Source organism: Leptolyngbya sp. FACHB-261, assembly GCF_014696065.1.
Classification (GTDB): domain Bacteria; phylum Cyanobacteriota; class Cyanobacteriia; order FACHB-261; family FACHB-261; genus FACHB-261.
This window is the reverse complement of the sequence record NZ_JACJPL010000012.1, coordinates 1-25,045: the sequence shown is the minus strand read 5'-3', so window position 1 is coordinate 25,045 and position 25,045 is coordinate 1. Positions and strand designations below refer to the sequence as shown.

Below are 25,045 nucleotides of genomic sequence, written 5' to 3'. Positions count from 1 at the left end.
TAAGTCCGAAAGAACCAGAAAATTAAGCTTCTTGGTGGATTTTTGAAAGGGTTTCCAGCGGTTACACTAAAGTCTGCTTGCCCTATCCGCTTGAAGTATAGGCAACCCTAATGCTTAGCTTCTTTCAAATTCTTACAACGATTCATCAGATTCTTATAGAGTTGGCAAACTTGCTTTGGGGTCACTCCAGTAATGCGCTTAAACTGTTGAGTGAGATGGTTTGGCTAGAGAAGCCTGTCTCAATCTCGATAATGTGAACTTTGACCATTGATTTTACACGAATACCCAATTCTCAATCCTATTTCAGGTGAGGTAAGCTTTGACTAAAATCTTTTTGCTTTGCTAACTCCCTATCATCGATTTCGTCAGCTTGTGCCGAATCTTGTGCCGGATAAGCTTGTTTCAGCAACTCAGCAACTTCTTGCGCGATTCCTGGTTCAGCAATTTTTGATTGACTGAATTATGTGCGGAGATTGATTCAGCACAAAGATAAGGTAAGGTCATACGATTTTGAATTGATTGAACTTGCAACATAAGCTGAGTTTCTGTGTATCAGTAAGGGTTTATGCTCTCTGCTACCAGAAGCAGAGAGTGAGATTTAAGCGAAAACACCGATAGGTTGTCTTGCTATTTTCGTCATCTATCTGTCTCTTCAGTCCCGATTGGCTAGCTTTTTACCAGGCCGTAGACCACCTTCAACAATTCTTCAGGAAATAACCGCAATATTAAAGCCCTCATAAACAATGTGAAAAGCGGTTCCACGACTTGAAGCTTAAAAGCTAAGCTCAAGAAGTGGAAGTTTTGGCCAAGCTAATAACCTTGGTTGCGATCATAGCCATCTACTAAAAATTATGCTAAATCAGGATCTAAAAAAACGGGCTTTTTCTGAGTTGAATGCTGCTAACCAAGAATATCAAAAGGTAGCAGCACAAGTTACAAAACAAGCGGAAGAGCTGCATCGACTTCGAGTTAATACATCTAAACAAGTCATAGAAGCTTCTGAAGCTTACATTAATACGCTATCGAACTCGCCCAAGGAATTCGATAAATCGGTAGCTGAGTTCAAAATAGAGTACAAGAAATTTACGCAAGTTATTCGCGATATTGAAACACAAGCTAAAGAAAAGGCAAACCTCGGCAACTCAGGGGCAGGGGCAGGAATAGTAGCTGGTGTTGGCGTGGCTGCCCTTGGACCGACGGCTGCAATGGCTATTGCAACGACCTTCGGCACTGCCTCCACAGGCACCGCTATTGCAACACTGTCTGGTGCAGCTGCAACCAATGCAGCTCTGGCCTGGTTAGGCGGCGGTGCTCTAGCCGCTGGTGGTAGCGGAATGGCAGGAGGACAGGTGCTCCTAGCCATGACTGGGCCGATCGGCTGGACGATCGGTGGGCTAGCCCTGGCAGGCAGCGCTGTGTGGATGGACAGTGAAAACAAAAAAAGTGCCCAAAAGGCTTTTGAGGAGGCCGCCAGAATCAGGGGTGAGATAGCAAAGCTGAAAACTGTTGGACAAGAAGTTTCAAACTTGATTGGTCTCACTCGGCAACACGCCGATGGAGTGCTCGAACAACTGCTCACCCTCAAGCAAAACGCCCCCTCTGATTACCGGCAGTTCAGTCAAGCCTTAAAGAATGAGTTAGCCACCCTGATCAATAACATCCGCTCCCTATCTCAACTCTTGAACAAGAAAATGAGCTAGCCCAGGGCTACCCATGAAAGAAAATGTGCATCAGACTACCCAGGTTATTGCCGGGGTCGTTGCTGCAGACAATGCCCAACAGGCTCAGCAGCTGACCGAAGCCCTGCAACAGCAAAATATTGCCTTCACTCAGGCAGTAGAGCAGATCAGTAAAGTTCAAGCGTTCGTCGGTAGCCCTGAGCATATCTTGGGCAACGCTCGAACCAAACATGGCGAAATTGCTCAAGAGGTTGAAGTTGGCATTCGCAATGCCCGCAACTATTTGCAGCATCAATCACCTACCGCAACCTTTGATGGGGTCGGGCGCACTGCGCCTGAGGATTACCTGATCGATGGGCTCCAGGTCCAATCCAAATTCATCAACGGAGCCAGCAAGAACCTTGACCATGTTCTGGACCACATGGCCAAGTACGAGTATTTTGGCAGAGACAGCTCGTACTATCAGATTCCGAAAGACTACTATGAGTCAATTCAGAAAGTTCTTGATGGTCAATCCGTAGAAGGGTTATCTGCTCGGGCAGTCCAGAAGATTCAGGAAAAAGCCCAAGAGATTGAGCGCCTTTCTGGAAAGCCATTCAGCGAGGTCGTCAAACCCGGCTTGTCTGAATATGGGGAAGTGCAACAGGGCAAGATCCACGAGACCTTGGACGGTCATGAGCAGCAGCTCCGTAGCGAAAACCAATTGCAGCAGCTTCGAGCTTGGACGACTGCAACGGCGTGAACCCGCCGAGCGGAAAGAAAGGAACGTATGCCACGCCGCGCTGTGCCAAGTCGTCGATGAAAGCGTCATCTTCGCGGTGCGCCAAGTTGTACTGGTTCTGGACACAAACAATCTCAGTCATCGCCTGAGCTTCCTCGAACTGCTGGGCACTGATGTTGCTCAGTCCGATGTGGCGAATGAGTCCCTGCCGCTTCAAGTCAATCAGTGTGCTGAGAGGTTCTGCGATCAAGCCTTCAGAGACGCCGCTGCCGTGATCACCTGCACCCCAGGCTCTGAGATTCACGATGTCCATCACCTCAAGACCAAGATTTTGCAGGTTATCGTGAACGGCGGCGGTCAGCTCTTGTGGTGAGTAGGCAGGTTGCCACGACTTATCCTCAGGACGCCGCGCCCCTACTTTGGTGACAATCACCAAATTTTTTGGATAGGGGTGAAGTGCCTGGCGAATGATCTGATTGGTGATGTGCGGACCATAGAAGTCGCTGGTATCGATGTGATTGATGCCAAGTGCTACCGCTTCGCGCAAAACCGCAACAGCGGCATCAACATCGCGTGGCGGTCCCCATACTCCTGAACCAGCGAGTTGCGTCGCACCATATCCTAGGCGCTGCAAAGTAATTGAAGTGTTTGGCAGCACAAAGCTGCCGCCAAGATTTTTTTGTACAGTCATGTTACTGCTCCTTGTTAATGTTTACGACTTTGAGTACAGGAAGTGCAGCCCTTTCAAGATGTGGAAGTTATTTAGTTGTCCTGCGCTTGCTTGAGCCTGCTATCCGTTATTGGTTAATAGCACTCATCATTTTCTCGTTGTAGCGATCGCCCGATATCGACTCAATATCATCCGGGCTGCCGTAGGCATAGCTCATGCCCATGCAGCCAAGACCAAGTACTGAGACGGTTAGGACTTGAGTTCCAAGGGTTCGAATTTTCATAGTCTCTCCTAAGATCGCAATGTTCATCCCCTGAGCCACTGCTTACACCCCAGCGCCTCAACGTTGGCTAGCGTTTAGCCACTCTGTCCGATCGGTCGAACGATGATTTCATTCACATCCACCTCTGCTGGCTGCTCGATCGCAAAGGCATCGCACGGGCGATCGCGTCCGCCGGGATAGCCAACTCGCGAAAGCCGAGGGAGTAGTCAGTAATCGCATCTGCTAGAAACGGGAAATCCTGACGCAGGGCATTGAGGACTGGTTGCCCTGCCCTACCTGACAGTTTATCGATGACTTCGTTGCCTCGCTCACGGCGGCTCTGGTCTTCGGGTTGAGTTTGGGCGTAATTCATAATTTCGCTGCCTCTTTCAAGGTGGCTCTGATTTTTGGGTTGAGTTTGTGCAGTGGCAACAACAGGCAAGAACGCAACCAGAAGTACAACTAGGGTGCAAGAAAAGGCATCATGATTCTGTTGATGCCTTTTCTCCAGTGAACCTGTCTATGTCTGCGATCGGCTTCGCTAAGCTCCGAAGGATCGCAGACTCGATGACCCATTTCATTCACCACACTTTTAGCCTCAGTTTGGGTTCTCGTTAATTTCATGAGCGCGTCTTTTTCTGTCTAATCTTTGCTGCTGATCTCGTGCATACAGGCCAGCGCAAAAATTCAGAAACATCAGTCGCCGTCAACCGCACGCGCCACATCTTGCCATTCTGTCCAGACTTTCAATCGCTGCTCATATATTTGCGGGGCAGCCTGGGTTGCAAACGTACCGAGGAGCAGGCGCAACGGTGGGTTTTCGGCATCGACGAGCTTGAGGATTGCCGCACTGGATGCGGTGGGATCGCTAATCTTCACACCTGCATTTCGAGTTGCCCGTGCGTTCCGCAAGCTGTCATAATCCGCGATCTGCGCGGCGTGTACCGCCGAGCTACCAGACCAATCTGTGCTGAACCCACCCGGCTCGATAATCGTGACTTTGACGCCGAAGGATGCGACTTCCTGACTGAGTGCTTCGCTGAATCCTTCGAGTCCCCATTTAGAGGCGTTGTACAGCCCGAGCATTGGAAATGCACCAATCCCTCCTAGACTGGAAACTTGGAGGATGTGTCCACTGCCTTGCGATCGCAGGTAGGGCAATGCCGCTTGTGTAACCCACAGTGCCCCAAACAGATTGGTTTCGATCTGCGCTCTTGCTTCAGCCTCGCTGACTTCTTCGATCGCTCCAAACAAGCCATAGCCTGCATTATTAACAATCACATCAAGCTGCCCAAAATGCTTATGTGCTGCCTGCACCGCTGCCAAGGCCGCTGCTCGATCGCTGACATCCAGACGCAGAGGCAAGATCTGATCGCTAAATTGTTCCACCAAGTCATTGAGGCGGTCAGGATTACGCGCCGTTGCCGCCACTCGATCACCGCGCTCTAGTGCCGCCTGAGTCCATTCGCGACCAAATCCGCGTGATGTACCCGTAATGAACCATGTCTTCATTGGTGCTCCTTCAAAAAATTTATGGAAAAGTGATTGATGAAGAGGAAGGTATGAAGGACTTTTTGTCCGTTAGCTGCAAATCTGTCCAATGAATATCAGGATGTCGATCTGCCCATATGACTGATCAGCCGCTTGAGCCAGTGCTTCTCTAAGACTTCGGAAAACCTGGTGATCAACCAGGGCTTCTTGTCTTTGATCATTGCCTTAGCCTCTCACTGCTGTACTTGCATAGATTCATGCTATGAGCCAGAACCGAAGGCTTAAATACACAAACCTGGTAGATGTTTGCCTAATCCTCTCAAGCAAAGTGCAAGCAACAAAAAAAATGTTTTTATAATAAACGCATGAGAGCAATCACATCAGGCAGAATGCATGAAAATCGAGACAGCGAGCCACGAGGCAGCGATCGACAAGTGTGACGAACTGGCGGCATTAGTTGCTCGCCACACGAACGGCAAGGGTAACGGTGCCCATACAACTGCGATTGATTCTTTATCATTCGTGCAGGAATGTAATGCTGCTACAGCAAGGCACGGTGTCACCGAACCGCTGCTTACTATTGTGGTACAGGGCAAAAAAGAAGTGCTGATTAACGAAGAAGCTTATCAATACAGTGTTGCTCAGTATCTAGTTGTTTCAGTGGATTTGCCGATGAGTGGATGTGCGGTAGAGGCGACACCTGACAAACCCTATCTAGGTTTTAAGTTAAAGCTAGACTCTGCCCAACTCTGTGAAATTATCGCTCAAACGAATCCAAGTATCGATCAGAAAGATTCGGTCAGCGGCTGGTTTATTAGTGATGCTGATTCAACGTTGATTGATTGTGCAATCCGTCTGACAAAGCTGTTAGAGACACCGCGAGATATCCCGTTTCTTGCCCCGATGGTCATCCGCGAGATTTATTACCGCTTGCTCATCGGGGAACAAGGGGAAGCGGTTCGTCAGATTGCCACGGCTGGTAGCAATATGCAGCGCATTGCTGAAGTCATCAAACGACTTAAAGCAGATTTTGCCAAGCCGCTACGGGTTGAGGAACTAGCTGGGCAGGCGAATATGTCTGCTTCGTCGTTTCATCGCCACTTCAAGCAAGTGACCTCGATGAGTCCGTTGCAATATCAAAAACAATTGAGACTGTCAGCAGCGCGTCAGGTGATGCTGTCCGAGAATCTGGATGCGACCCAAGCGGCTTATCAGGTGGGCTATGAGAGTACTTCGCAGTTCAGCCGAGAATATGCCCGCATGTTTGGTGCGCCGCCCATCCGAGACATTGAACGTTTACGAGCTGCTTAAACAGAGGCTGGTTAGTTATCTGTTGTAGATGGCAGCGGCACTTATCGCCTAAACGTCGTTTTGGCCGGTACTTAGGCTCTAAACAAACTCTCATGACCTCTAGTTCCAGCACTGTCACGTTAGACCTTTCTGAATAAGAATTCAATCAACAAATTCTGCCTTGTTCCCCTGTCCTCTCCAGCCATGTCCTTAATTGGAAGGGTTTTGGCACACCACATTTTATCAAGCAGTCGAGGCCGCTAGCGTTACCCATTCTTCCCTCGTGTCCTAGAGCGAGCATCGCAGCAGTCAGCGTTGCCCTAGACCGGTTAGACCTCTTGGGTATAGCTGCTCTGCGCCCATACGGTGGGCAATACCCAGCACCGTTAGGCCTTGCACTTCGTAGTCTATACCCTTGCCCATCAAGCAGAAATGCGTGACAAGGAACTTGATGTAACTGAAGCCGAAGCGCTGAGGCAAAGGGGGAGAGCACGAATTAAGGATCTGCTGGATGTAGGGGAGTACCCAACCCGCGATTCGTAGCTACATAACTCTCAATTGGGATCGTAAACCAAAATTTTGTCCCCGCACCAAGAGAGCTAATGACTCCAATTTCGCCACTATGAGCATGGATAATTTGACGGCACAAGTACAATCCCAATCCTAAACCTAAAGAGTCTCGCATAGGGGAAGAACGAAAGTACAGTTCAAATAGGCGCTCACATTGTTCTTTCGACATCCCTACGCCGTTATCCTCAATGCTACAGCGAATCATTTTTGCTCCAGCTGTAGCACTCAGCGTTATCGTTAACCCAGGCGGATTATGTTTAATTGCATTTGTAATTAGATTACTAACAACGCGCCATAATTGAGTTGAATCAGCAGCCATCAACGGTAAATCTTCAGGCACTAAATTCTTCAGCGTGGCTTGATTTTGTTCCAGGATTGGTTCTAAGTCAGCCACTGATGAACTGACCAACTCACTGAGTCGAATGGGTTCAGTGTGAAGGACAATGCCTTGCACATCACTCGCATGAGCTTCGAGTAAGGAGTTAATCAGTTGGAGTTGGCGATCGCTCCCTTGCACCATCCGTTCTAAAATCGAGCGGGGTATAGCAATCGTTGCATCTGGCTTTTGCAGTAGATTATTCAGCACCATCAATGTGCCTGTCACAGGGTTACGCAAATCGTGAGAAACGCCATGTAAAAACACCTGTAATTGCCGTTTCGATTCAAACTCACTGCGTTGTAAGCGTTCGTACAAATACACACCGAGGTCACAGATCAAGCAAATCCAGAAATAAAAGACAAAAATTATGATGTTATTGAGAACAGGATTTTCAACCTCTGGATTACTCAAACCCAGTAATGGATTGACACAAAAATAGTAGCCTATCGTTGCCACTTGCGAGACTACGTGAAGCTGCCAATTTACAGGAATTAACGTCGCTTGTGCCAGAAATACAATCGTCCAAGCGATAAGTACAGGATCGGCCTTTCCTTGCAGTGTGGCTTGAATTTGTGGAAGCAGGGTGATTGGCCACGAACAGCATAAGAAAAGCAGTTCCGGGTAACGAGATGCCCAAGGCGATTTCAGCAAAATTAAGCACAACAGCAGGCTCAGCTCGATAGCAATGTAAGTCATGAGATCGATTAAAATCTCTTCCTGGCTTACTGCTTTGCTCGGATTGCTTGAAGCATTGAGAACGGATGTAATACACAAACCTAAGATAAGAAAGGTTAGGCAGGCAATAATGGTAATCCATACAAACCAATGCAGTCGATTCAACATGAAGCGACACCGCCATGCCTGATATTCGGCTGAGTTACCAGCTTGCTGCACTCTTGCCAAAACCGAGCTTACCGTTTTAGCAAATCGACTTAACGGCATCTTGTAAAGCATTATTGGAATAGTTCTCGTTATTTATAGAAAAAGGCTCCAGGGCTCCAAGGCTCCAAGGCAGAAGATTGACTGGCCAAGGTTTCAGTATTTGGCGAGAATCAAGAGTCGCCTTGGCGACTGCTATATAAACATTCAGCGCCCGTTTCACGGATTAGTTTGGCAGTTTTTTCACCTTCAGCATCACGTCTACCTGAGAACACCACTGTTGCACCCGCAGCACCGAAAGCGATAACTTCGTTAAGCTTTCCTTCGGAACGCTGCGCGAACGCGAACGCTGTTGCTCTGCCAATTCCCAATGTGCCACCAGTGACTAAAGCCACTTTATCTTGAAGTATCATTGTGCTTCTCCTAGCATTAATTTCGTTGCACTGATCTGAAGTGTACTAAGTTCCAATGCTTGACTTCTTCCAGATTCTTAGGGTGAAGCGCAAGTTCGTTTCGGCAGCATCCGATTTAGACACTAATGTTCAGGATTCACTCGCCATGTAATCACAATGATTTCTGCAAGTATTAAGACGGCTAATAGCCGCGAAAATGCTTGTAAAATGGCTTCCATTGTCCAGTTCTGACTCTGAAGCTCCCAGATCGTCACAATAATGTTCAATCCAATGCCCAACCAGGGTAGAATGATTGCTGTATTCCGTCTGCGATAGAAGCGGATCGTCGCCTCCCGCCAAAAAGGGAAGGTACTGAGAATACAAACAAAGTAGGATACTCCTGCACTGATGAACAGGCTGGTTTGAAGACCCGAAGGCAGGTTTGGGTATCCAAGCGCGATCGCCGTTAGACATACTCCCAGCGCAAGATACAGGAAAGTAAACCAGGTAAATCGTTTCATTCTTTCTCCAATAGAGCTTATTCTCTGTACCACACACGCACACATTGAAAGCAATTGATTGCAAGACCCTGACTGATCATCACTGGGTGGAAAGCATTACTGGTTGTCACTCCGTAGACATCATCACTTGTGCCTTCAATCCGATCGGGTAAAACAACAGTTTCAACATTGATCACCTGTATCGTTGTACTTGCGATCCATTGATTTGCAGCGCTAACAACTCCAGAGAGGGGTTCATACTCGGCAGGTCCGCCGAAGGGTCCCCGTTCAGTAATCTGAGGCGCAAAATCTTTGTACTTAATCATTTGATTCACCATCTAAAATTGCAGAGCTGATTATCTCTTAAAGAAGCGATCGCGGTTTGATTTGTTGGTGGATCGATTCACTGTGATTCCACGATCAACAATCAACAATCAACAATCAACTCACTTAATATCCACCATCGATCGCTAAGGGGTGTCCCGTGATATAGCTGTCGGATATACGTTGTAGCGAACATGGTGTTCCTACTCGTGAACCTATTGGCGCTGAGTCGTGCGTACTGCACGACCCAGCATAGGATTTGGGTCAGCGGTCTCCCGTCGGCAGGGTGAAGCTCGGGGTCCCGGGAGACAGCTTTTCCGGGGGGACCAGCAGCGGGCGGATCTCCAGCCACGGTGCAGGGTCGCCGGGCGTTGGTGTGTCATTGGCCGGGTCGTCCAGGGCGAGTTCAAGCCGCGCGTCGCGGACGATGATCGTCTCGTAGGACGGCGTGTCGATCCAGTCGTTTGCGGATGCATACCCCGGCTGGATGGTACCGATCTCGACGGCTAGCGTATGGCCGACTGGCAGCGTCCAGTCCGTTGACCGCAGCTCGAAGCTTGTCGTGCCGGGTTTCACCACCGCCACCTGCTGATTGAACATGACGGCGCTGCCATTGGGGGCAACATCGTAGAGGTCGACCATGACGTTGCCGTAACCCTCGATCTCAAGCGATACCCGCGGAGTGCCGGTAATGCGAACTGGCTGCCCAAGCGGCGCAGACCAGACGAAGAAGCGGTTGGGAGCCTCGGCTGCGGGGTCGGCGAGCAGGCCGTCGTCCAGATAAGACCCGCCGCCAAGCGCGATGGTGGCGGAGTACTCCACAACCGGCCAGGTATCCTGGGCACGCCAGGCACCGGTACTGTCCTGCACAACGTAGGTTGGGTAGGCCACGGTCGGTTCGATGCCCTTGAGGTACTGGTCATAGAAGGACATCACTTCCTCGAACCAGCCCTCGCGGCCCATCTGCAGCCGCCCGTCCACCCAGCGGTCGTTGCCCTGCACGTGCTCCCACGGGCCGAGCCAGCCGCGCTGCGGCCCCTGGTGGTTGGCGAGAAACTCCTCCATCGCCTCGGCTTCGGTACTCCACTCGAGGAAGCCCTGCGTGAAAAACAGTGGCGTGTCGGTGCCCTTGGCCTGCTCCGCCAGATCACGGGTCTTCCAGTGATCGGACTCGGGATCGGCGATCTGGTATCTGACCAGGCTGTCAGTTTGGCAAAATGCGCCTGGGGGCGTATTCTCGTACTTGGCATTCGTCCGGTAACGCTCGTCGTCGTCCGGCATCTGGGGCAGCGTGGCAACGGTGTTATAGATGCTGGGGATGCTGACAATCGTCGCGCGGGGGACGCCGTTCGAGCGGAAGTTGCGGTACAGATCCCAGATGGGTTCCTGCGCGACGACCGCCTTGAGCGCGTCGTGGTTGAGATTGTTGCCGATCAGGCCGGTGATGGCGTCGGCGGACTTGCCGTACATCCCGACGGCACCGGTGGACCAGGGCTGCGTCGCGGCCCAGTCGATTGCGGCCCTGACATCGGCCTGAGCACCCGGCCCCGCAAAGTCCATACATCCAGTGGAGCCGCCGAAGCCGCGCAGGTCGACCATCACCAGGGCGTAGCCGCGCTCGAACAGGTCGGCCCCTTCGATCAACCCATTGAAGCGCTTGGAGGGACCGGTGTGCGCGTGGTTTTCCAGTACTATTTGGCCGGAGTGCCCCAAGTACGGCCCGACCACCAGGATCACCGGCACCTTCTCGCCTGCGGCCAGTCCTTCGGGCAACAGAACGTCGGCGTGTAGTTCAACGTCGGAGCCGTCCGAGGACGGAAAGTAGTGCTGCGTCCAGGCCGCGCCTCGGGGAACGCGGTCGTTCTCGGCGTGCGTGACCGCTTTGTCGGCGGTGGCAACCGCAGCAGTCGCGTTCGCCTCTGGCGTGGGTGGCGGCGTGGCTGTGGGTTGCTGCGCCTCCGCCGGAACGCTCTCCGGCGCGGGCTGCTGCGCGGCTGCGAACTGGCCGCAGACACTGAGGGTAAGCCCCATTGCCCCAGTCATTAGCAAGCTGCGGACATAGGTTTTGCGGGTGAGCAAGGATCTCCTCCTAGCAGAAACCGTTGCCCCTGCGTCGTGCGTGGGTCGGTCAAGATCTCGTGGGTGATTAGAAGAAACTTGAGACATAGTGATGGAGTCCTTTGGTACATTTGCTGATGGTTTTACGAACTGACGAGATCACCGACGACCTCTCCGATCGCTCTGGGAAACGGGTTCGGATGCTCCGTCGGGTTTGAACACCTTGTAGGCGCTCGCCAGGAACACGGGTATTGCAACTAGCACCGATAGCGCCACGTAGGTCGCGTGGAACTCGCTGATTGTGAACAGAGCCGGTGTGGTCACGGCGCTTCCGGCTATGTTGAACAGGAGTATGCCAATGATGTTGTTCGCGAAGTGTGCGCCGATGGCAAGTTCAGTGGTTCCGTCAATCAACGAGACCACGGTCCACAACAGACCCGGAACGAGGAAGTAGTTGGAGAAAACCGTGAGCCAGCCACCTGCGCTCACCTCCGGGTTTAAGAGGTGCAGCAGGGTGAATACCACGGCCGCCACGAGCGCCAGAAAAACGCGGTTGGTCGAGATCATGCTCGCGCCCTGCACAACGTATCCGTGAAAGAAAAGCTCCTCGGTAGTCGTCTGGATCGCGGTGAAGACCAGTGCCAGTGGCACAAAGAGCGCGAACGTCGCCAGGTCGAAGTTGAAGGAGAAGCTGTCGGGGTAGAAGAGGTACTATCCCAGCACACCTATCAGACACGCTGGAACGGACCACGCCACAAACCCCTGACCGATGCGACGCCAGTCGATCCGCTCCCGCGCCGTAACCAGCGTCCGGGGGTAGCGGCAGTGGATAAGGGTAACGGCGATGAGGACTCCCGCCAGGAAGACCGGAAAACCTGCCATGACATACAGGAACTTCCCGAAAGGACCAAGCACGAAGTAATCCAGCACGAAGTAATCCTGGCCGCTGAGCGCGATCGCGACGAGTACGCTGGCACCAGTCCCGACCACCAGCCACGCAAAGAGAATGACCACCAGCCCCAGAACATACCGCCATCCCCGATGCTTACCCCACCGAGCAGCCTCCACGTAAGTTGCGTTTTTCATGAGAATACATCCTGACTTTTGCAAATGATTTACCCTGCATTGCTGGTTGCAGCCTTGACTTCAGCGGGGATTACGAAAGCTCTTAATTCGACAATCTTGTTGCCGCGAAAGTGCTAGATGTCGCAGTACGAGAATCAGCCACCTTCTCGTCTTAGGTTTAAGCGGCATAATGGTCCCGCGCACCGGATTCAGATCACCTTTGTCTGTGACCAACAACCTATATTCGTGCTAGTGCAGAGGGTTTGTTAGCTGGTTTTTTGCATCAAAAATGGAACTTTATGAGCTCAACGCCTTTTCAATACGACGGTCGGGAATGAGCCACAGGACCGCAACTAGAACGTATAATGCGCATGCAAGCCAAGGGATTGCAAAAGCAAGTGGAATTGTAACTGCATAAATCAATACCGATAACTTGCCTTTAAAATTCCGACCAAGAGCGTTTGCAAGTGTGGAATCTTGACCGTGGTGAAAAACAAGTGTGCGGGTCAGAGTGAAGGAGGCGATCGCAGCCAACAATAGAACCACACCATAAAGCGCCACAGGCAACGCAGTAAAGTGAGTTTCACCCATCCATGCAGTGACAAAGGGAAACAATGATAACCAGAACAACAAATGTAGGTTTGCCCACAAAGTTGAACCATTCACTTGTCGGACTGCCTGAAACAGGTGATGGTGATTGTTCCAGTAGATACCAACATGCACGAAGCTCAACACATAGCTTAGAAAGGTTGGAATCAGCGGACGTAGTGCAGCTAAATCTGACTCATGAGGTATTTTTAACTCCAGTACCATAATGGTGATAATAATAGCAATTACCCCATCACTGAATGCTTCTAACCTACCTTTAACCATCTTTGGATATACTCCTTGTTTGCTTACCACGCTGTATAACTGCCGTTTGCAAAAATGGTTGTCCGGTTATCCACTATCCATTCAGACTGGTGCATAAATCGTTTCGTCTTCTTTGCGCCAAGCTGGATCAACTAGACAAACGAAAACAAGGGGTTCGTCGCCGTAGTTGTGAAGGAACTGGATAGCATTTGGAGGAATGTAAACCGCATCGCCTGGTTCAATGCGACGAACTTCGCTATCGATCGACATTTCGCCAACACCGCTAATGATGTAATAAACCTCAGAAGTCTTTAGAGAATGGGGAATCGAAGTTTCGCCAACAGGCAAGATCGCATGCGCCAAACTGTAACGCAAGTTGATATCTTGTTTGTCAGGATGAAGCAATTCGTGCAGAACAGCTCCATCTCCAGCGATCATTTCTTCACAGTCGTTTAGTTTTTGGATCAGCATACGTTTAGGTTTGCAATTACACAATCGGAGCAAGTTCAGGATCTGTGAATTTCGGAGGAGAAAGGGTCACTGATTATTTCTGCTGAAGGAAGTCCAGTAACAAGGGATTAATCTGATCGGCGTGAGTCCAGTTGATGGCGTGCGGCCCGCCGGGAATGACAACCAGTTGACTGTTTTTGATCAGCTTCGGGAGTCTTGCTGCGGTGGACTCAAGCGGCAGAATGCGATCGCTATCTCCATGAATGATCAGAGTCGGCACATCAATGCGGGGCAGATCATCGCGGAAATCGGTGAGCCAGGAGGGTACACAGTCCAAAGTCCCTTTAGCAGAAGCCCCTACTGCTACATTCCAACTGGCTTGAATTGCCTCATTGCTGATGCGATCGCCAAGCAATACATCAACATTGAAGAACTCTTTGAAAAAGGCAGAGAAATAAGCTGGACGGTCTTCAACAATCGCTTTCATAATGCCATCGAAAACGCTTTGATCAACACCCTCTGGATTGTCGTCTGTCTTTAACAGAAACGGTGGAACGGGAGCCATCAGCACGGCTTTCTGCACCCGCTCTGAGCCGTATTTGCCAAGATAACGTGTGACTTCACCGGTTCCCATCGAAAAGCCGACTAACACAGCATCCTGCAAGTCAAGCTTGGTCATGAGTGTATTCAAATCGGCGGCAAAGGTATCGTAGTCATAACCAAACGAGGGTTGGCTGGAAGCACCGAATCCTCGGCGATCGTAGGTAATTACTCGATATCCTGCATTCAGTAAAACTAAAACCTGCTTCTCCCAGGAATGTCCGTTTAATGGAAATCCATGAATCAGTACAATCGGTTGACCTGCCCCAAGATCTTCGTAGTAGAGATCGATGGTTGCAGAGTTTTCTTGACCAACGGTAATGTAAGGCATGAGAGGTTTCTCCGTTGTAAATGGATGATGTGTTTTTCTCTGTTGCATCACAATTGTTATGCAGCGATCGAGCACCGTCTTAACAATGCTGCGTTAAGCAGACTTCAAGATGGGGCAAGCATCCATTGCGTACCATCGCTTCAGAACAACAAGAATCCTTCATTGTTGCCTGAGCGCGATCGCTGCGTTTGCCGCCTCTAAGATGGCTTTAATTCTGCTTCGGTAGCCAGCGCGGTACGCACACCAGCATCGAGATTCATGCGGTCTATAACGACCCAAGCTCAGCGACCCGGCCCGCGGTACAGCGTGGATTGCAACCGGAGCGCGAGAGCCGGGTTCGCTGCAGCGCCTTGTTAGGCAGTAAAATCACCGCGCACCCCGGCTGACGCGACGAAACCAGGCCCCACTTGCTGCTCCTGCTAAAGCGATTGTGGAGTAAGCCGCTAAAATAGCGACTCCAACAGGAATTAACGGACCGCCGGGCAGAAAACAAAGCATATACGTCAGTTGACCAAGAATAATACCGGCATAGTGCGACCAAACATGTTTAGGCCGAGCAAGGCCAACGATAAGGCCAACAATAAGAAGTGCTGCGGAATAATAAAAACCTTTCGCATCCCACGGTTCGACCTGCCCGGATAAAAATGGTGACAAAGCCCAGACCATTGCGCCGCCTACAAACGAGAACAAAAAATTTATCGCTAACTCTCTTTTCATTAGACCTTATCGGTAATAAAGTGCTCGGCATCTCAATGGACAAATAGGCTGCAAGAAGATATGGAATCGGTTTAAGAATTGATTGCTTTTCTTAATTCCGATTAAGTCTATTCTTCACCCTTGCTGCCTAACGACCAAGCTCACCGGACGCAGAAAACCTTTGCAACTCAACCAATTAACTTGACACGTTCCGGTGCAGCGACTGGTTAGACTCACGGCGTATTCTACTGCTGTGAATAAATTGACTTATACCCTCAACTAGCTCAGGCACAACTGGCAGTGTTGGATCAGAATAGGAAGCATTTTGCTGTTCAGGGTCTAATGGAACAGCTTTTAACACGTGATTCATCCCCTCAATGATTCTAAGCTCCGCATCCGGCTTAGCCCTCTTCAGGTCTTGCGCCTCCCTTACAGACACTTGGATATCCGTTGTTCCTTGAACAATTAGAACAGGGACAGTGAGACGCCTAATCTCTTGGGCAGGGGTATAGCGAAACCAGGAAATGAGGTAGGGTTGGATGCTCGATCTGTAGAACTCGTTGAGTTCTGGTGGAACAGAGGTCACTCTCTTCCCTTGCTCTAGAGCAGCAAGAATCTGCTCATTCTGTTGCCATAATGCATCTGGCAATCTAGGTCGCAGTTGATCTTGTAAAACTTGTGATGCAGTTTGGGCAATTCCGGCGATTGATACAAAAGCATCTGCTCCGGTTTTTTGGGTTGCCAGCATTCCAATCAGAGAGCCTTCGCTGTGACCAATTACGGTGATGCTTGAGAAACGAGAATCTGCCTGCAATTGCTGAATCCAAAGTGCAGCATCTTCAACATAGGTATCGAAACGCAAATCAGCTTCTTCAGGTCCTGCGGCTGCGCTTTCTCCAATCCCGCGCTTGTCATATCGGATTGAGGCAATGCCATGATCCGCTAATCCTTCAGCGAGGAGTTTGAGGCTATTATTCTGCCCAGCTAGAGGATTGTTTCCATTGCGATCGGTCGGACCTGAACCCGCAATGATCAGCACCGCTGGCTCTGGCATATTAGACGCTGGAGTAATCTGTGTGCCATGGAGCGTGCCTGTTAACGTTGTAATGTGAACCTCGACAGGTGTTGAGGCTTGTGTCGTGTAACCCATAGATAGCAGTGATAAAGGTAGAGCGATTAGACAGGCAACCAGACTGACAGAACGGCGAGAATTGGAAGACATGGCATGGGGTGACCTATGTCGAATCCGTCAGATATTCTAATTTGATGAGACAAGAGAGTCTAACGACCAAGCTCACCGGACGCAGATAACCTTGAAAACTCAACCGACCAAATTGTAGCGTTCCGGTGCAGCGCATGATTAGGCGTCGTAGGCTGCTATTACACCTCGAACTCCGGCCGGTTCGGAGCGATTTTGATGGTCCAAGTCCCCTTCTGGCTGAAAGTGCGAGCAGTCGCGAAAGTATCCTCTATGAACTGAAAGTACACGATCTTCCCGTTGCGCACCTTTGCGTGGATCGAGAACGGTGAGGTCACCGCCTTGCTCAGCGAGACCGAGCGGTACGTGAACCTGCCGAACACAGCAACGTTCTCGCCTTCACCGAATAGGGTGGTAACGGCGAAGTCCTCGATCGTCCACCATTTCTCAACCCGGGAGAACGTATCGATGAACGCTTGAGGACCTTTGGCGGTTCCCGTCCAAGGCAAGATTTGCTTCAGTTCAGGGTTGTCGAAATTCAGGGAAATGTATGTTGCGTCCTCCGCGACGAGCCGACGGGCAGCCGCCTCGACCTTTTCGGTTGCCGTATTCGCCAGAAACTCTTTGATCACTTCGGTCGGTTGGGTACTCATGGTAACGATTCCTTTCTTTAGTTTTGTGGTGGTGAGGTAGAAGACACTTTGGACATCATCAACTCCTAAGTTCTCTTTGTCTTAGTTCACTTGAGTGCAGTCAGTTCCAACACTCAACTTCTTGCAGATTCTTATGGAGTTTCCTATGGAATTAGCGAACCGATTTCAGTGTTACTTTAGTGAGTCGCTTAAAGTGCTGTGTCAAACATTTCGCACTGCCGATCGACTACTGCGCTACAAACCCACCATCTACCATCAATGTTTCACCTGTTACGAACGATGCCAAGTCAGATGATAAAAACAGGACTGCATTTGCAACTTCAAGCGGTGTTCCAGCTCGTCTCTCTGTCTTGTTACCCTAGCGGAACTTAAGTTGAACCATGCCCGCACATTTTAATCGTTCAAGAGTGGCGACATTTGCGTTCCAATCAGTTCAATGGAGCGCATCAGTTGGGCGTGATTCATCTGTGCGTTGTCCATTTGAAAAGTTACTCTCGAAATGCCACCGAGCGATTCGCTGTGACGGCGGATTTTCTCCGCCACTTCTTCGGGACTGCCGACCAGTAACGCGCCGGTCGCGCCGCGCTGTGCGTCAAAAGCGGCGCGCGTAACGGGCGGCCAGCCTCTCTCTCTGCCAATTCTAGTGAACGTTTCGGCGTAGCCCGGAAAGAATTCTTCAACGGCTTGCTCAGTCGTGTCGGCGACATAACCGATTGAATGCAATGAAACTTTCAACGTTTCGGGTGCGTACCCGGCGTACTCTCCGGCATCGCGGTATAAATCTATGAGAGAGCGAAAGCGATGCGTTTCGCCGCCGATAATAGCAACCACGAGCGGCAGTCCAAGCATTCCGGCGCGGCGGAAAGATTGCGGTGTACCGCCGACCCCGAGCCAGATGGGAAATGGCTTTTGCAGCGGACGCGGATAAATTGCTTGGTTTTCCAGCGCGGGGCGAAATTTGCCCGACCAATCGACCGTTTCGTTGTCCCGAATTTTGAGCAAGAGTTCGAGCTTTTCAGCGAAAATCTCGTCGTAATCGCCGAGGCTAAATCCAAATAGCGGAAAGGCTTCGGTGAACGAGCCGCGCCCGACAACCATTTCGGCGCGACCTTTTGAAATCAAATCGAGCGTGGCGAATTGTTGAAACACACGCACCGGGTCAGCCGCGCTCAGCACCGTAACCGCGCTGGTTAGACGGATACGCTCGGTGCGTGCGGCGGCAGCGGCGAGAATAACCGCGTTTGCCGAATCTAAAAATTCATGCCGATGATGCTCGCCGATACCGAAGATATCCAAGCCGGAACGGTCCGCCTGCTCTATTCTCTCCAGCAGTTCGGCGACAGACTGCGCGGCATCCGCCGTTTCACCATTTTCACTTGTTCCAACCGAGGCAAAACTGTCAATTCCGACTTCCATATCATTTCCCAAGCGTTTTGCGAATGAAATAGTCTTAATCCGAAATAGTAGAAAGCCTTGCTGTACGAGTTAAGCTGCTGTTCTCTCGCTCAGCAAAGAACGCCTAAACCATCATCAACTCAGAGGGGGCGCACTACTACCGTGATCTGAATTATCAGGGAGCGGAATGAATTCAGTTTCACCAGGAACTGCCGGGAAGCGGCGGTCTTGCCAATCTCGTTTTGCCTGCTCGATACGCGCTGGGCGGCTCGACACAAAGTTCCAGTACTTTGTGCGATCGCCCACTGGTGCCCCGCCGATAATCATTGCTTTTGCCTCAGCCCCCGCACTGATATTTACTGATTCATCCGGCGCTAAAACGGCTAGATGATATGGCTCTAACGGCTTTCCATTTACGAATAGGCCGGATGTGACGCTATAAATTGCCCTTTCTAAACCTTCTATTGGCGCTAGCTGAAATTCACTACCCTCCGTGAAAACGAGCGCTAGGTAAAGAGTAGCAGAGTAGGTTTTAACTGGTGATTGGTGAGACTGGTAGCTACCGGCGATCAAAGTCGCGCTGGTGCCTGTTTGAATCCACCTCGGTAAATCAGTCGCTGGATAATGTGAAAAGCTGGGTTCAACTTCTTCAGCGATTTCGGGGAGGGCAATCCAGGTCTGAATGCCGTGAAGAGTAGATTCTTTCTCTCTAAAGCTCTCGGGCGATCGCTCAGAATGAACAATACCTTTGCCCGCTGTCATCCAGTTCACCTCGCCTGGAAAAATCTCTTGTACTGTACCTAGACTATCTCTATGCAGAAGGCTTCCTTCAAACAAATAGGTAACCGTCGCTAAATTGATGTGTGGATGGGGTCTAACATCGACGCCTTTTCCAGCCGGGAAAATAGCTGGGCCTAAGTGATCAAAGAAGATGAAAGGTCCAACCATTTTTAGGGTTTCACTCGGCAAGATGCGCTGTACACTAAACCCACCTAAGTCATGCTTTTCAGGCGTGATTAATTGCTGAATACTCATTTTTGTACGATCCATTCTTAGTTGACGTTGTGGACGAAGATACAATCTTAATTCTGTTGCTGCTTCAGACTCTTGCCTAACTTAACTTCAATGTAATGAGTTCCAAGACTCGATTTCTTTCAGATTCTTATGGTGCTAGCGAATCTGCTTGGGGGTCTTTCCCATGAATCGCTTGAAGTGCTGCGTCAAATGGCTTTGACTGGAGAAGCCTACTTGTAGGGCAATGTCTGCGATCGCCAAATCTGTTTTCGTGTTCCACGCGCTGTTGAATCACGCACTGACGGGGAGAAATTTCCATTGTTTGCTTAAACAAACTCGCAAAGTAAGTCGGGCTAATATTGATCACTTCTGCAAGTTCAGTCAGTGATAAATCTCGATCAAGGAGAGTACGAATATAGCCGAGTATTTGCTGCAATCGGGTGTGCGTTAAGCCTTTGCGCTTGGCTTCAATGGCTGGCGTTGTAATTGTTAGCATGGTTCAAAAGTTGACAATTTGCTCAACAAAACAGGCAAAAGCTAGCCATCGCGCATTCGATTACTGCAATATTTCGCACTGCCGATCGACTATTGCGCTACATACCCGCCATCTACCATCAATGTTGTACCTGTTGTGAACGATGCCAGGTCAGATGATAAAAACAGAACTGCATTTGCAACTTCAATTGGTGTTCCAATTCGTCCGATCGGGTGGAGTCCTGTTATGTAAGCTTTGACCTCATCCTGCCCACCTGTAACTGCTTCAAACATATCTGTTTCGATTACTGCTGGTGCAACGACATTGATGCGAATACCTGCTTTGGCATATTGGAGCGCAGCAGCTTTTGTTAAACCGACTACTGCATGTTTACTCGCGGTGTAGAGGGGTTGGGTAGGAAATGCAACGACTCCATTCGCAGATGTCATATTGACGATCGAACCACTTCCCTGTTTCAACATCTGAGCGATTTCATGCTTCATCGACAACCAAACGCCTTTGACATTGACATTCATCGTGCGATCGTATTCAACTTCTGTTTGCTCAATCAATGAGGGTTTTTCGCCGACAGTTCCTGCATTATTAAAGGCAATATCTAACCGACCAAAAACACTCACTGCTTTATCAACCATTGCTTCAACATCGGCTTCTTTTGTGACATCTGCTTGCACAAAAATCGCCTCTCCGCCAGCTTCCTTGATCAACCGAACCGTTTCTTCACCTTCATCCATTCGACGACCCACCACCACCACCTTTGCTTGTTGTTGGGCATAAGCGATCGCAGTAGCTCTACCAATGCCCGATGTTCCTCCCGTCACTAAAGCAACCTTGTCTTTCAGCATCATGATAGTTACCTCTTGTTGTGAATAGCTGTGTCACTTTGTCAAAAACTCAATGAGCAATACGTGTAGGAGCCAGCAATAAGAAGGGCCTCCTACAAACAGGATGAGTACGATCCTGGCTGCGTGACCCATAAATTCAGTCCCGCCAATTCCATGCCGATCAATACTGACCTACGGCGATGGGCAACTCACGTTCAATGGTTCGCAATCGTTGCGAAAAATCATTTAAGACGCGTTGACGAACTGCATCTGTTTGGCGAACGGGGGCATAAACAATCTGCGGAGCAAGAACGTCAAAACCAGCGAATTGCAGCATCCCTCGCTGAATTGGGCGCAGAATAGCATGGATATCACCGTTAAAACCGCCTGCAAGATAGTCCTCTTCTGTGCTACCTGTGGTCAACGAGAGCATTGCTTGCTTACCTCGAAATCTGCCCGTTTCATAAATATGTCCATTACCGTAAACACGCCCCATAACAAAGACGCGATCGACCCACCCCTTCAAAATTGCAGGGACACTGAACCACCACAAAGGGAATTGCCAAATCATCAGATCGCACCATTCCAGTTTTTGGATCTCAGCTTCAATTTCTGGAATGAATCCTCCAACTTCAGTTGCATACATCTCTTCAAGTTGCTGCTTAAAGTAGTCAGGATCTTTGACAAACGTAAAGTTGCGGCGATCGGATACAGGGTCAAATCTCATGGTATGGAGGTCTGAATATTGAACATCATGCCCAGAGTCTTTGAACGTGTCAATTGCTGTCTGAAACATTGCTCCGTTAAAGCTTTTCGACTCTGGGTGTGCAAGAACAATCAAAACTTTCATGTGAGTTATTTCGTTTTCTAAGTTTCTAAACTTTTGCTAGGGCTGGATAATCCAGATAGCCTTTTTCACCACGGGTATAGAACGTGGCTGGGTCAGGCGAGTTGCGATCCTGGTTGCAAAATGGCGGGTTTAGGCATTGATATTTGCTGGCTCCTACACTTAGTCGCGATCGATTAGTGTGTTTGAAGGTAAGTTGGGATCGATCGCCTTACATGCACTGTCAACGCCCACGACGGGAAGTGTACTCGGATCGAGCAAGCCGACTTGAACCAATACACTTGCCTGATCCCAGTAAATGTGTTGGTGGGCTAACTTGCCGTCACGAAACCGAATAATCGCTACTACTGGCACTTCCACCCGTTTTCCGGTGGGAGCAACGCCGGGTAATATCCATTCCATCCAAACAGTATGAGTGAACTTAGCCACCATTTCATCCACGAGTTGATCTGTCCCGATCGTGCGCGAGATTGGGGTCAACTCCATGTCGGGCGGCATCTGTGGAATGAGGTATTTGGAATAAAACTCGCGCAGTGCTGGTTTCCCGACTCCCCCAATCATTACCGGGATGTGGTTAACGTAAGCATCTTCAACCATCGTAGCGAGGGCATCTTCAGTACTGTGAGTGCCAAACTCGTACTGTAAATGCTCTTCCCAAAGTGCTTGCAAAGACTCCTGGGCTGGTGTCAAATTGGTAGTTGCTTGTAAAGAAGCTTGTCCGTCTACAGTTTGCTCTTTGACCATGATTAAATACTCCTGGTTCTATCTATCTAAAGTGTTTTATTTGCAATGACGATCGCAACATGAAGCCCTAACATTCCCCATGTCAGTAATACCGCGAGAGACAATCCTACTCGTGTCCACATCAACACGGGGTCGATCGCTATTGGGTCGCAACGTGTCGCAGTGCCGATCGACTACTGCGCTACATACCCACCATCTACCAGCAATGTTGCACCTGTTGTGAAAGATGCCATGTCAGATGATAAAAACAGAACTGCATTTGCAACTTCAAGCGGTGTTCCAATTCGTCCGATCGGGTGAAGTCCTGTTATGTAAGCTTTGACTTCATCCTGCCCACCTGTAGCAGCTTCAAACATATCTGTTTCAATTGCTGCTGGTGCAACGATATTGATGCGAATACCCGCTTTAGCATATTGGAGCGCAGCAGCTTTTGTTAAACCGATTAACGCATGTTTACTCGCGGTGTAAAGGGGTACGCTAGGAAGTGCAACTACTCCATTCGCAGATGCCGTATTGACGATCGAACCGCTTCCCTGTTTCAACATCTGAGCGATTTCATATTTCATCGACAACCAAACGCCTTTGACATTGACGTTCATAATGCGCTCGTATTCCGCTTCTGTTTGCTCAATCAATGAGGGGTTTTCGCCGACAGTTCCTGCATTGTTAAATGCAATATCTAACCGACCAAAAACGTCAACCGCTTTATCAACCATTGCTTCAACATCGGCTTCTTTTGTGACATCGGCTTGCACAAAAATTGCCTCTCCGCCAGTATCCTTAATCAATCGAACCGTTTCTTCACCCTCATCAATTCGACGACCAACCACCACCACCTTTGCTTGTTGTTGAGCATAAGCGATCGCGGTTGCTCGACCAATTCCCGTTGTGCCACCAGTGACTAACGCCACTTTATCTTGCAGTATCATCCTGTTTCTCCTGTTTTAATTTCATCAGTTTGTATCGGATAAGTTTGTCTCAGCAACTCAGTAACTTCTTGCGCGATCGCAATCAGGGCATGATTAACTGAGGAGTCCTGAAGAGAATCAGTCTGAGGTGTACCTTCATACCCAGAATTATTCTTGCCCTGTACTAATAAATGCGGCATAGAATTATCCCCGAGGAAGTATTGATTTGTAATTGACTAAATCAATACGAAAGAATTCAGTTGTTGGCATGGTAATTTTTGGCATGGTTCAAAAAGCGACAGTTTTGTTCAGTGAAACAGGCAAAATCCTAGCCATCAAAATTTGATAACTTATAGCACTTACAGTCAAGTCAGATATGAATTGAGAGCAAAGATCGGGGAACTTAATGACTTGCAGCAATCATGGCTGCCATCAACTCCGTCGTGTTCCAGCGCTCGGTATACCGAATTCCATTGATAAACAGGGCTGGGGCAGTCGTTACTCCACTCTCTATTCCGCCTTCGATATCTTCATTGATGCGATCGACATGCACTTGTTTAGACAACTCTTTGAGAAATTGAGGAATGTCAAGCCCTAAATCATTGGCGTACTCGATAAGATAACCGTTTTCCAACCTTTGCTGATGGTCAAATAAAGTATCGCTCATCAACCAAAACTTTCCTTGGGCGGCGGCGGCTTCGGCGACTTGGGCTGCCCGTTGAGCATGGGGATAAATCTGTGTTTGTGGAAAATGACGGAAGATGAAGCATAAATAAGCATCTCCAAAAGCAGCACTAAGCTCTCGTTTGATCGCTTTAATCAGCTTGTAAACGTCCGCACTTCTAGGGCATTGATAGTCTCCGTACATCACCAGCACGACCTTGGAACTCAGAATACCTTGAATCCAATCTTGAGGTGAAGGTGGTACAAGTAAAGACCTGTGGCTACGATCGTCGCTCATCTTTTTACATCTGTATCAAGCATAGAACCGTGCAATTTACTTGCTCGATCCATTTGCATGACTGCTTGCATAAATTCAATATAGGTGGTCGCCTTCAAGCTGTCGCCTATAGCAAGTTAACTCTTTTACAGTACAAATTGATAGAGTAACTGTGCCATCACAAAGCAGAAGGCTGACTATAACTTAAGTTAGAATCCGAATTCGATCGAAAGTACATCCTATAAACTAACAATGCCGCGTTTAACGGCAACAATCACCGCTTGGGTGCGATCGCTAACATCTAACTTATTCAAAATCCGATTGACATGAGATTTGACCGTGCCTTCACCGATACTCAAAGCAGTCGCAATATCGGCATTACTCATCCCCTGTGCTAGTGAACGGAGTACCGCCAGTTCTCGTTCACTCAGTTCTGGATTGCTGAGCCGCTGTACCAACTTTGCTCCCACATCGGGCGGAATGTACTTCTCACCCCGATGAACGGTACGAATCGCATTCAGAAGCTCGTCAGGTTCAGTTTCTTTCAACAGGTATCCTTTTGCGCCTGCCTGCAATCCTCGATAAATATCTTCGTCACTATCGTAAGTGGTCAGTACAATAATCCGAGCCGATTTAGCAGCAGCACAAATTGCACCAATGGCGGCAACTCCTTCCACTTCAGGCATTCGCAAATCCATGAGCGTGATATCCGGTTGGTGTTCCCCAAATAGAGCGATCGCTTGTTCCCCATTTTCGGCTTGGGCAATCACCTGCATCTCTGGGTCACGGTTAATAATTGTGGCTAATCCTTGCCGAAAAA

At 49.5% G+C, this 25,045-nt stretch carries 30 protein-coding genes and 1 pseudogene; 2 read left to right on the top strand and 29 right to left on the bottom strand.

Annotation, left to right across the window (positions count from 1 at the left end; all coding sequences use genetic code 11):
• The first annotated feature begins 851 nt into the window (after positions 1–851).
• A complete protein-coding gene (locus tag H6F94_RS05150) occupies positions 852–1,700 on the top strand; it encodes a hypothetical protein (protein WP_190801158.1) in 849 nt (282 codons plus the stop codon).
• A 587-nt stretch (positions 1,701–2,287) separates the two neighbouring features.
• On the opposite strand, the gene H6F94_RS05145 is transcribed toward H6F94_RS05150, so the two are convergent.
• The 4 genes from H6F94_RS05145 to H6F94_RS05125 form a co-directional block, all read right to left on the bottom strand.
• A complete protein-coding gene (locus H6F94_RS05145) occupies positions 2,288–3,091 on the bottom strand; it encodes an oxidoreductase (RefSeq protein ID WP_190801157.1) in 804 nt (267 codons plus the stop codon).
• Positions 3,092–3,197: 106 nt separating this feature from the next.
• The gene (locus H6F94_RS05140; protein ID WP_199320223.1) at positions 3,198–3,353 is read right to left on the bottom strand and encodes a hypothetical protein; all 156 of its coding nucleotides are present in this window, start codon (positions 3,351–3,353) and stop codon (positions 3,198–3,200) included.
• A 112-nt stretch (positions 3,354–3,465) separates the two neighbouring features.
• Positions 3,466–3,705, bottom strand: coding sequence for a hypothetical protein (locus H6F94_RS33730; RefSeq protein ID WP_199320222.1), 240 nt, complete (start codon positions 3,703–3,705; stop codon positions 3,466–3,468).
• 323 nt (positions 3,706–4,028) lie between these two features.
• Complete coding sequence (locus H6F94_RS05125; RefSeq protein ID WP_190801156.1) at positions 4,029–4,844, bottom strand: SDR family oxidoreductase; 816 nt, start codon at positions 4,842–4,844, stop codon at positions 4,029–4,031.
• A 372-nt stretch (positions 4,845–5,216) separates the two neighbouring features.
• Between H6F94_RS05125 and H6F94_RS05120 the strand changes: the two genes are divergently transcribed.
• Positions 5,217–6,134, top strand: a complete 918-nt coding sequence (locus H6F94_RS05120; protein WP_190801155.1) for an AraC family transcriptional regulator — start codon at positions 5,217–5,219, stop codon at positions 6,132–6,134.
• A gap of 288 nt (positions 6,135–6,422) precedes the next feature.
• Here H6F94_RS05120 and H6F94_RS05115 read toward each other — a convergent pair whose 3' ends face one another.
• From H6F94_RS05115 to H6F94_RS05000, 25 genes and pseudogenes are all read right to left on the bottom strand, one after another.
• On the bottom strand, positions 6,423–6,593 hold the full coding sequence (locus tag H6F94_RS05115) for a hypothetical protein (protein ID WP_190801154.1): 171 nt from the start codon (positions 6,591–6,593) through the stop codon (positions 6,423–6,425).
• A 16-nt stretch (positions 6,594–6,609) separates the two neighbouring features.
• Entirely contained in the window at positions 6,610–8,016 is a 1,407-nt protein-coding gene (locus H6F94_RS05110) for a sensor histidine kinase (protein WP_242041009.1), read from the bottom strand.
• Positions 8,017–8,114: 98 nt separating this feature from the next.
• Positions 8,115–8,354, bottom strand: coding sequence for a Rossmann-fold NAD(P)-binding domain-containing protein (locus tag H6F94_RS05105; protein ID WP_190801153.1), 240 nt, complete (start codon positions 8,352–8,354; stop codon positions 8,115–8,117).
• A gap of 122 nt (positions 8,355–8,476) precedes the next feature.
• Positions 8,477–8,854, bottom strand: a complete 378-nt coding sequence (locus H6F94_RS05100; RefSeq protein ID WP_190801152.1) for a hypothetical protein — start codon at positions 8,852–8,854, stop codon at positions 8,477–8,479.
• A 17-nt stretch (positions 8,855–8,871) separates the two neighbouring features.
• On the bottom strand, positions 8,872–9,159 hold the full coding sequence (locus H6F94_RS05095; RefSeq protein WP_190801151.1) for a hypothetical protein: 288 nt from the start codon (positions 9,157–9,159) through the stop codon (positions 8,872–8,874).
• A gap of 262 nt (positions 9,160–9,421) precedes the next feature.
• A complete protein-coding gene (locus H6F94_RS05090; RefSeq protein WP_199320221.1) occupies positions 9,422–11,236 on the bottom strand; it encodes a CocE/NonD family hydrolase in 1,815 nt (604 codons plus the stop codon).
• Positions 11,237–11,374: 138 nt separating this feature from the next.
• Positions 11,375–11,866: a CPBP family glutamic-type intramembrane protease gene (locus tag H6F94_RS32125; RefSeq protein ID WP_313949227.1), complete on the bottom strand. Its 492-nt coding sequence runs from the start codon at positions 11,864–11,866 to the stop codon at positions 11,375–11,377.
• Between the two features lie 60 nt (positions 11,867–11,926).
• Entirely contained in the window at positions 11,927–12,301 is a 375-nt protein-coding gene (locus H6F94_RS32120) for a hypothetical protein (protein ID WP_242041008.1), read from the bottom strand.
• Positions 12,302–12,577: 276 nt separating this feature from the next.
• On the bottom strand, positions 12,578–13,183 hold the full coding sequence (locus H6F94_RS05080) for a TMEM175 family protein (RefSeq protein WP_313949226.1): 606 nt from the start codon (positions 13,181–13,183) through the stop codon (positions 12,578–12,580).
• A gap of 51 nt (positions 13,184–13,234) precedes the next feature.
• Complete coding sequence (locus tag H6F94_RS05075) at positions 13,235–13,603, bottom strand: cupin domain-containing protein (RefSeq protein ID WP_190801150.1); 369 nt, start codon at positions 13,601–13,603, stop codon at positions 13,235–13,237.
• Between the two features lie 73 nt (positions 13,604–13,676).
• Positions 13,677–14,513 carry an alpha/beta fold hydrolase gene (locus H6F94_RS05070; protein ID WP_190801149.1) on the bottom strand — a complete coding sequence of 279 codons (837 nt, stop codon included), beginning with the start codon at positions 14,511–14,513 and terminating at the stop codon, positions 13,677–13,679.
• 366 nt (positions 14,514–14,879) lie between these two features.
• Positions 14,880–15,230, bottom strand: a complete 351-nt coding sequence (locus H6F94_RS05065; RefSeq protein ID WP_190737413.1) for a hypothetical protein — start codon at positions 15,228–15,230, stop codon at positions 14,880–14,882.
• A 175-nt stretch (positions 15,231–15,405) separates the two neighbouring features.
• Complete coding sequence (locus H6F94_RS05060) at positions 15,406–16,431, bottom strand: alpha/beta hydrolase (RefSeq protein ID WP_242041007.1); 1,026 nt, start codon at positions 16,429–16,431, stop codon at positions 15,406–15,408.
• A 158-nt stretch (positions 16,432–16,589) separates the two neighbouring features.
• Positions 16,590–17,060 carry a nuclear transport factor 2 family protein gene (locus H6F94_RS05055; RefSeq protein WP_190801148.1) on the bottom strand — a complete coding sequence of 157 codons (471 nt, stop codon included), beginning with the start codon at positions 17,058–17,060 and terminating at the stop codon, positions 16,590–16,592.
• 226 nt (positions 17,061–17,286) lie between these two features.
• A pseudogene (locus tag H6F94_RS05050) lies at positions 17,287–17,391 on the bottom strand (SDR family oxidoreductase); the annotation flags it as partial.
• A 62-nt stretch (positions 17,392–17,453) separates the two neighbouring features.
• On the bottom strand, positions 17,454–18,476 hold the full coding sequence (locus H6F94_RS05045; RefSeq protein ID WP_190801147.1) for an LLM class flavin-dependent oxidoreductase: 1,023 nt from the start codon (positions 18,474–18,476) through the stop codon (positions 17,454–17,456).
• Between the two features lie 114 nt (positions 18,477–18,590).
• A complete protein-coding gene (locus H6F94_RS05040; protein ID WP_190801146.1) occupies positions 18,591–19,490 on the bottom strand; it encodes a pirin family protein in 900 nt (299 codons plus the stop codon).
• Positions 19,491–19,617: 127 nt separating this feature from the next.
• Positions 19,618–19,965, bottom strand: coding sequence for an AraC family transcriptional regulator (locus H6F94_RS33725; RefSeq protein WP_313949225.1), 348 nt, complete (start codon positions 19,963–19,965; stop codon positions 19,618–19,620).
• 89 nt (positions 19,966–20,054) lie between these two features.
• Complete coding sequence (locus H6F94_RS05030) at positions 20,055–20,810, bottom strand: SDR family oxidoreductase (RefSeq protein ID WP_190801145.1); 756 nt, start codon at positions 20,808–20,810, stop codon at positions 20,055–20,057.
• 157 nt (positions 20,811–20,967) lie between these two features.
• Complete coding sequence (locus tag H6F94_RS05025) at positions 20,968–21,636, bottom strand: NAD(P)H-dependent oxidoreductase (protein ID WP_190801144.1); 669 nt, start codon at positions 21,634–21,636, stop codon at positions 20,968–20,970.
• Between the two features lie 159 nt (positions 21,637–21,795).
• Positions 21,796–22,377 (bottom strand): ester cyclase, encoded by a 582-nt coding sequence (locus H6F94_RS05020; RefSeq protein WP_190801143.1) that lies wholly within the window; start codon positions 22,375–22,377, stop codon positions 21,796–21,798.
• Positions 22,378–22,550: 173 nt separating this feature from the next.
• On the bottom strand, positions 22,551–23,306 hold the full coding sequence (locus tag H6F94_RS05015; RefSeq protein ID WP_190801142.1) for an SDR family oxidoreductase: 756 nt from the start codon (positions 23,304–23,306) through the stop codon (positions 22,551–22,553).
• Positions 23,303–23,485, bottom strand: a complete 183-nt coding sequence (locus H6F94_RS05010; RefSeq protein ID WP_190801141.1) for a hypothetical protein — start codon at positions 23,483–23,485, stop codon at positions 23,303–23,305. The genes H6F94_RS05015 and H6F94_RS05010 overlap by 4 nt, the downstream gene beginning before the upstream one ends.
• A gap of 203 nt (positions 23,486–23,688) precedes the next feature.
• Complete coding sequence (locus tag H6F94_RS05005; protein ID WP_190801140.1) at positions 23,689–24,246, bottom strand: DsbA family protein; 558 nt, start codon at positions 24,244–24,246, stop codon at positions 23,689–23,691.
• 218 nt (positions 24,247–24,464) lie between these two features.
• Positions 24,465–25,045: response regulator (locus tag H6F94_RS05000; protein ID WP_190801139.1), on the bottom strand; the 581-nt coding region annotated here is incomplete at its 5' end.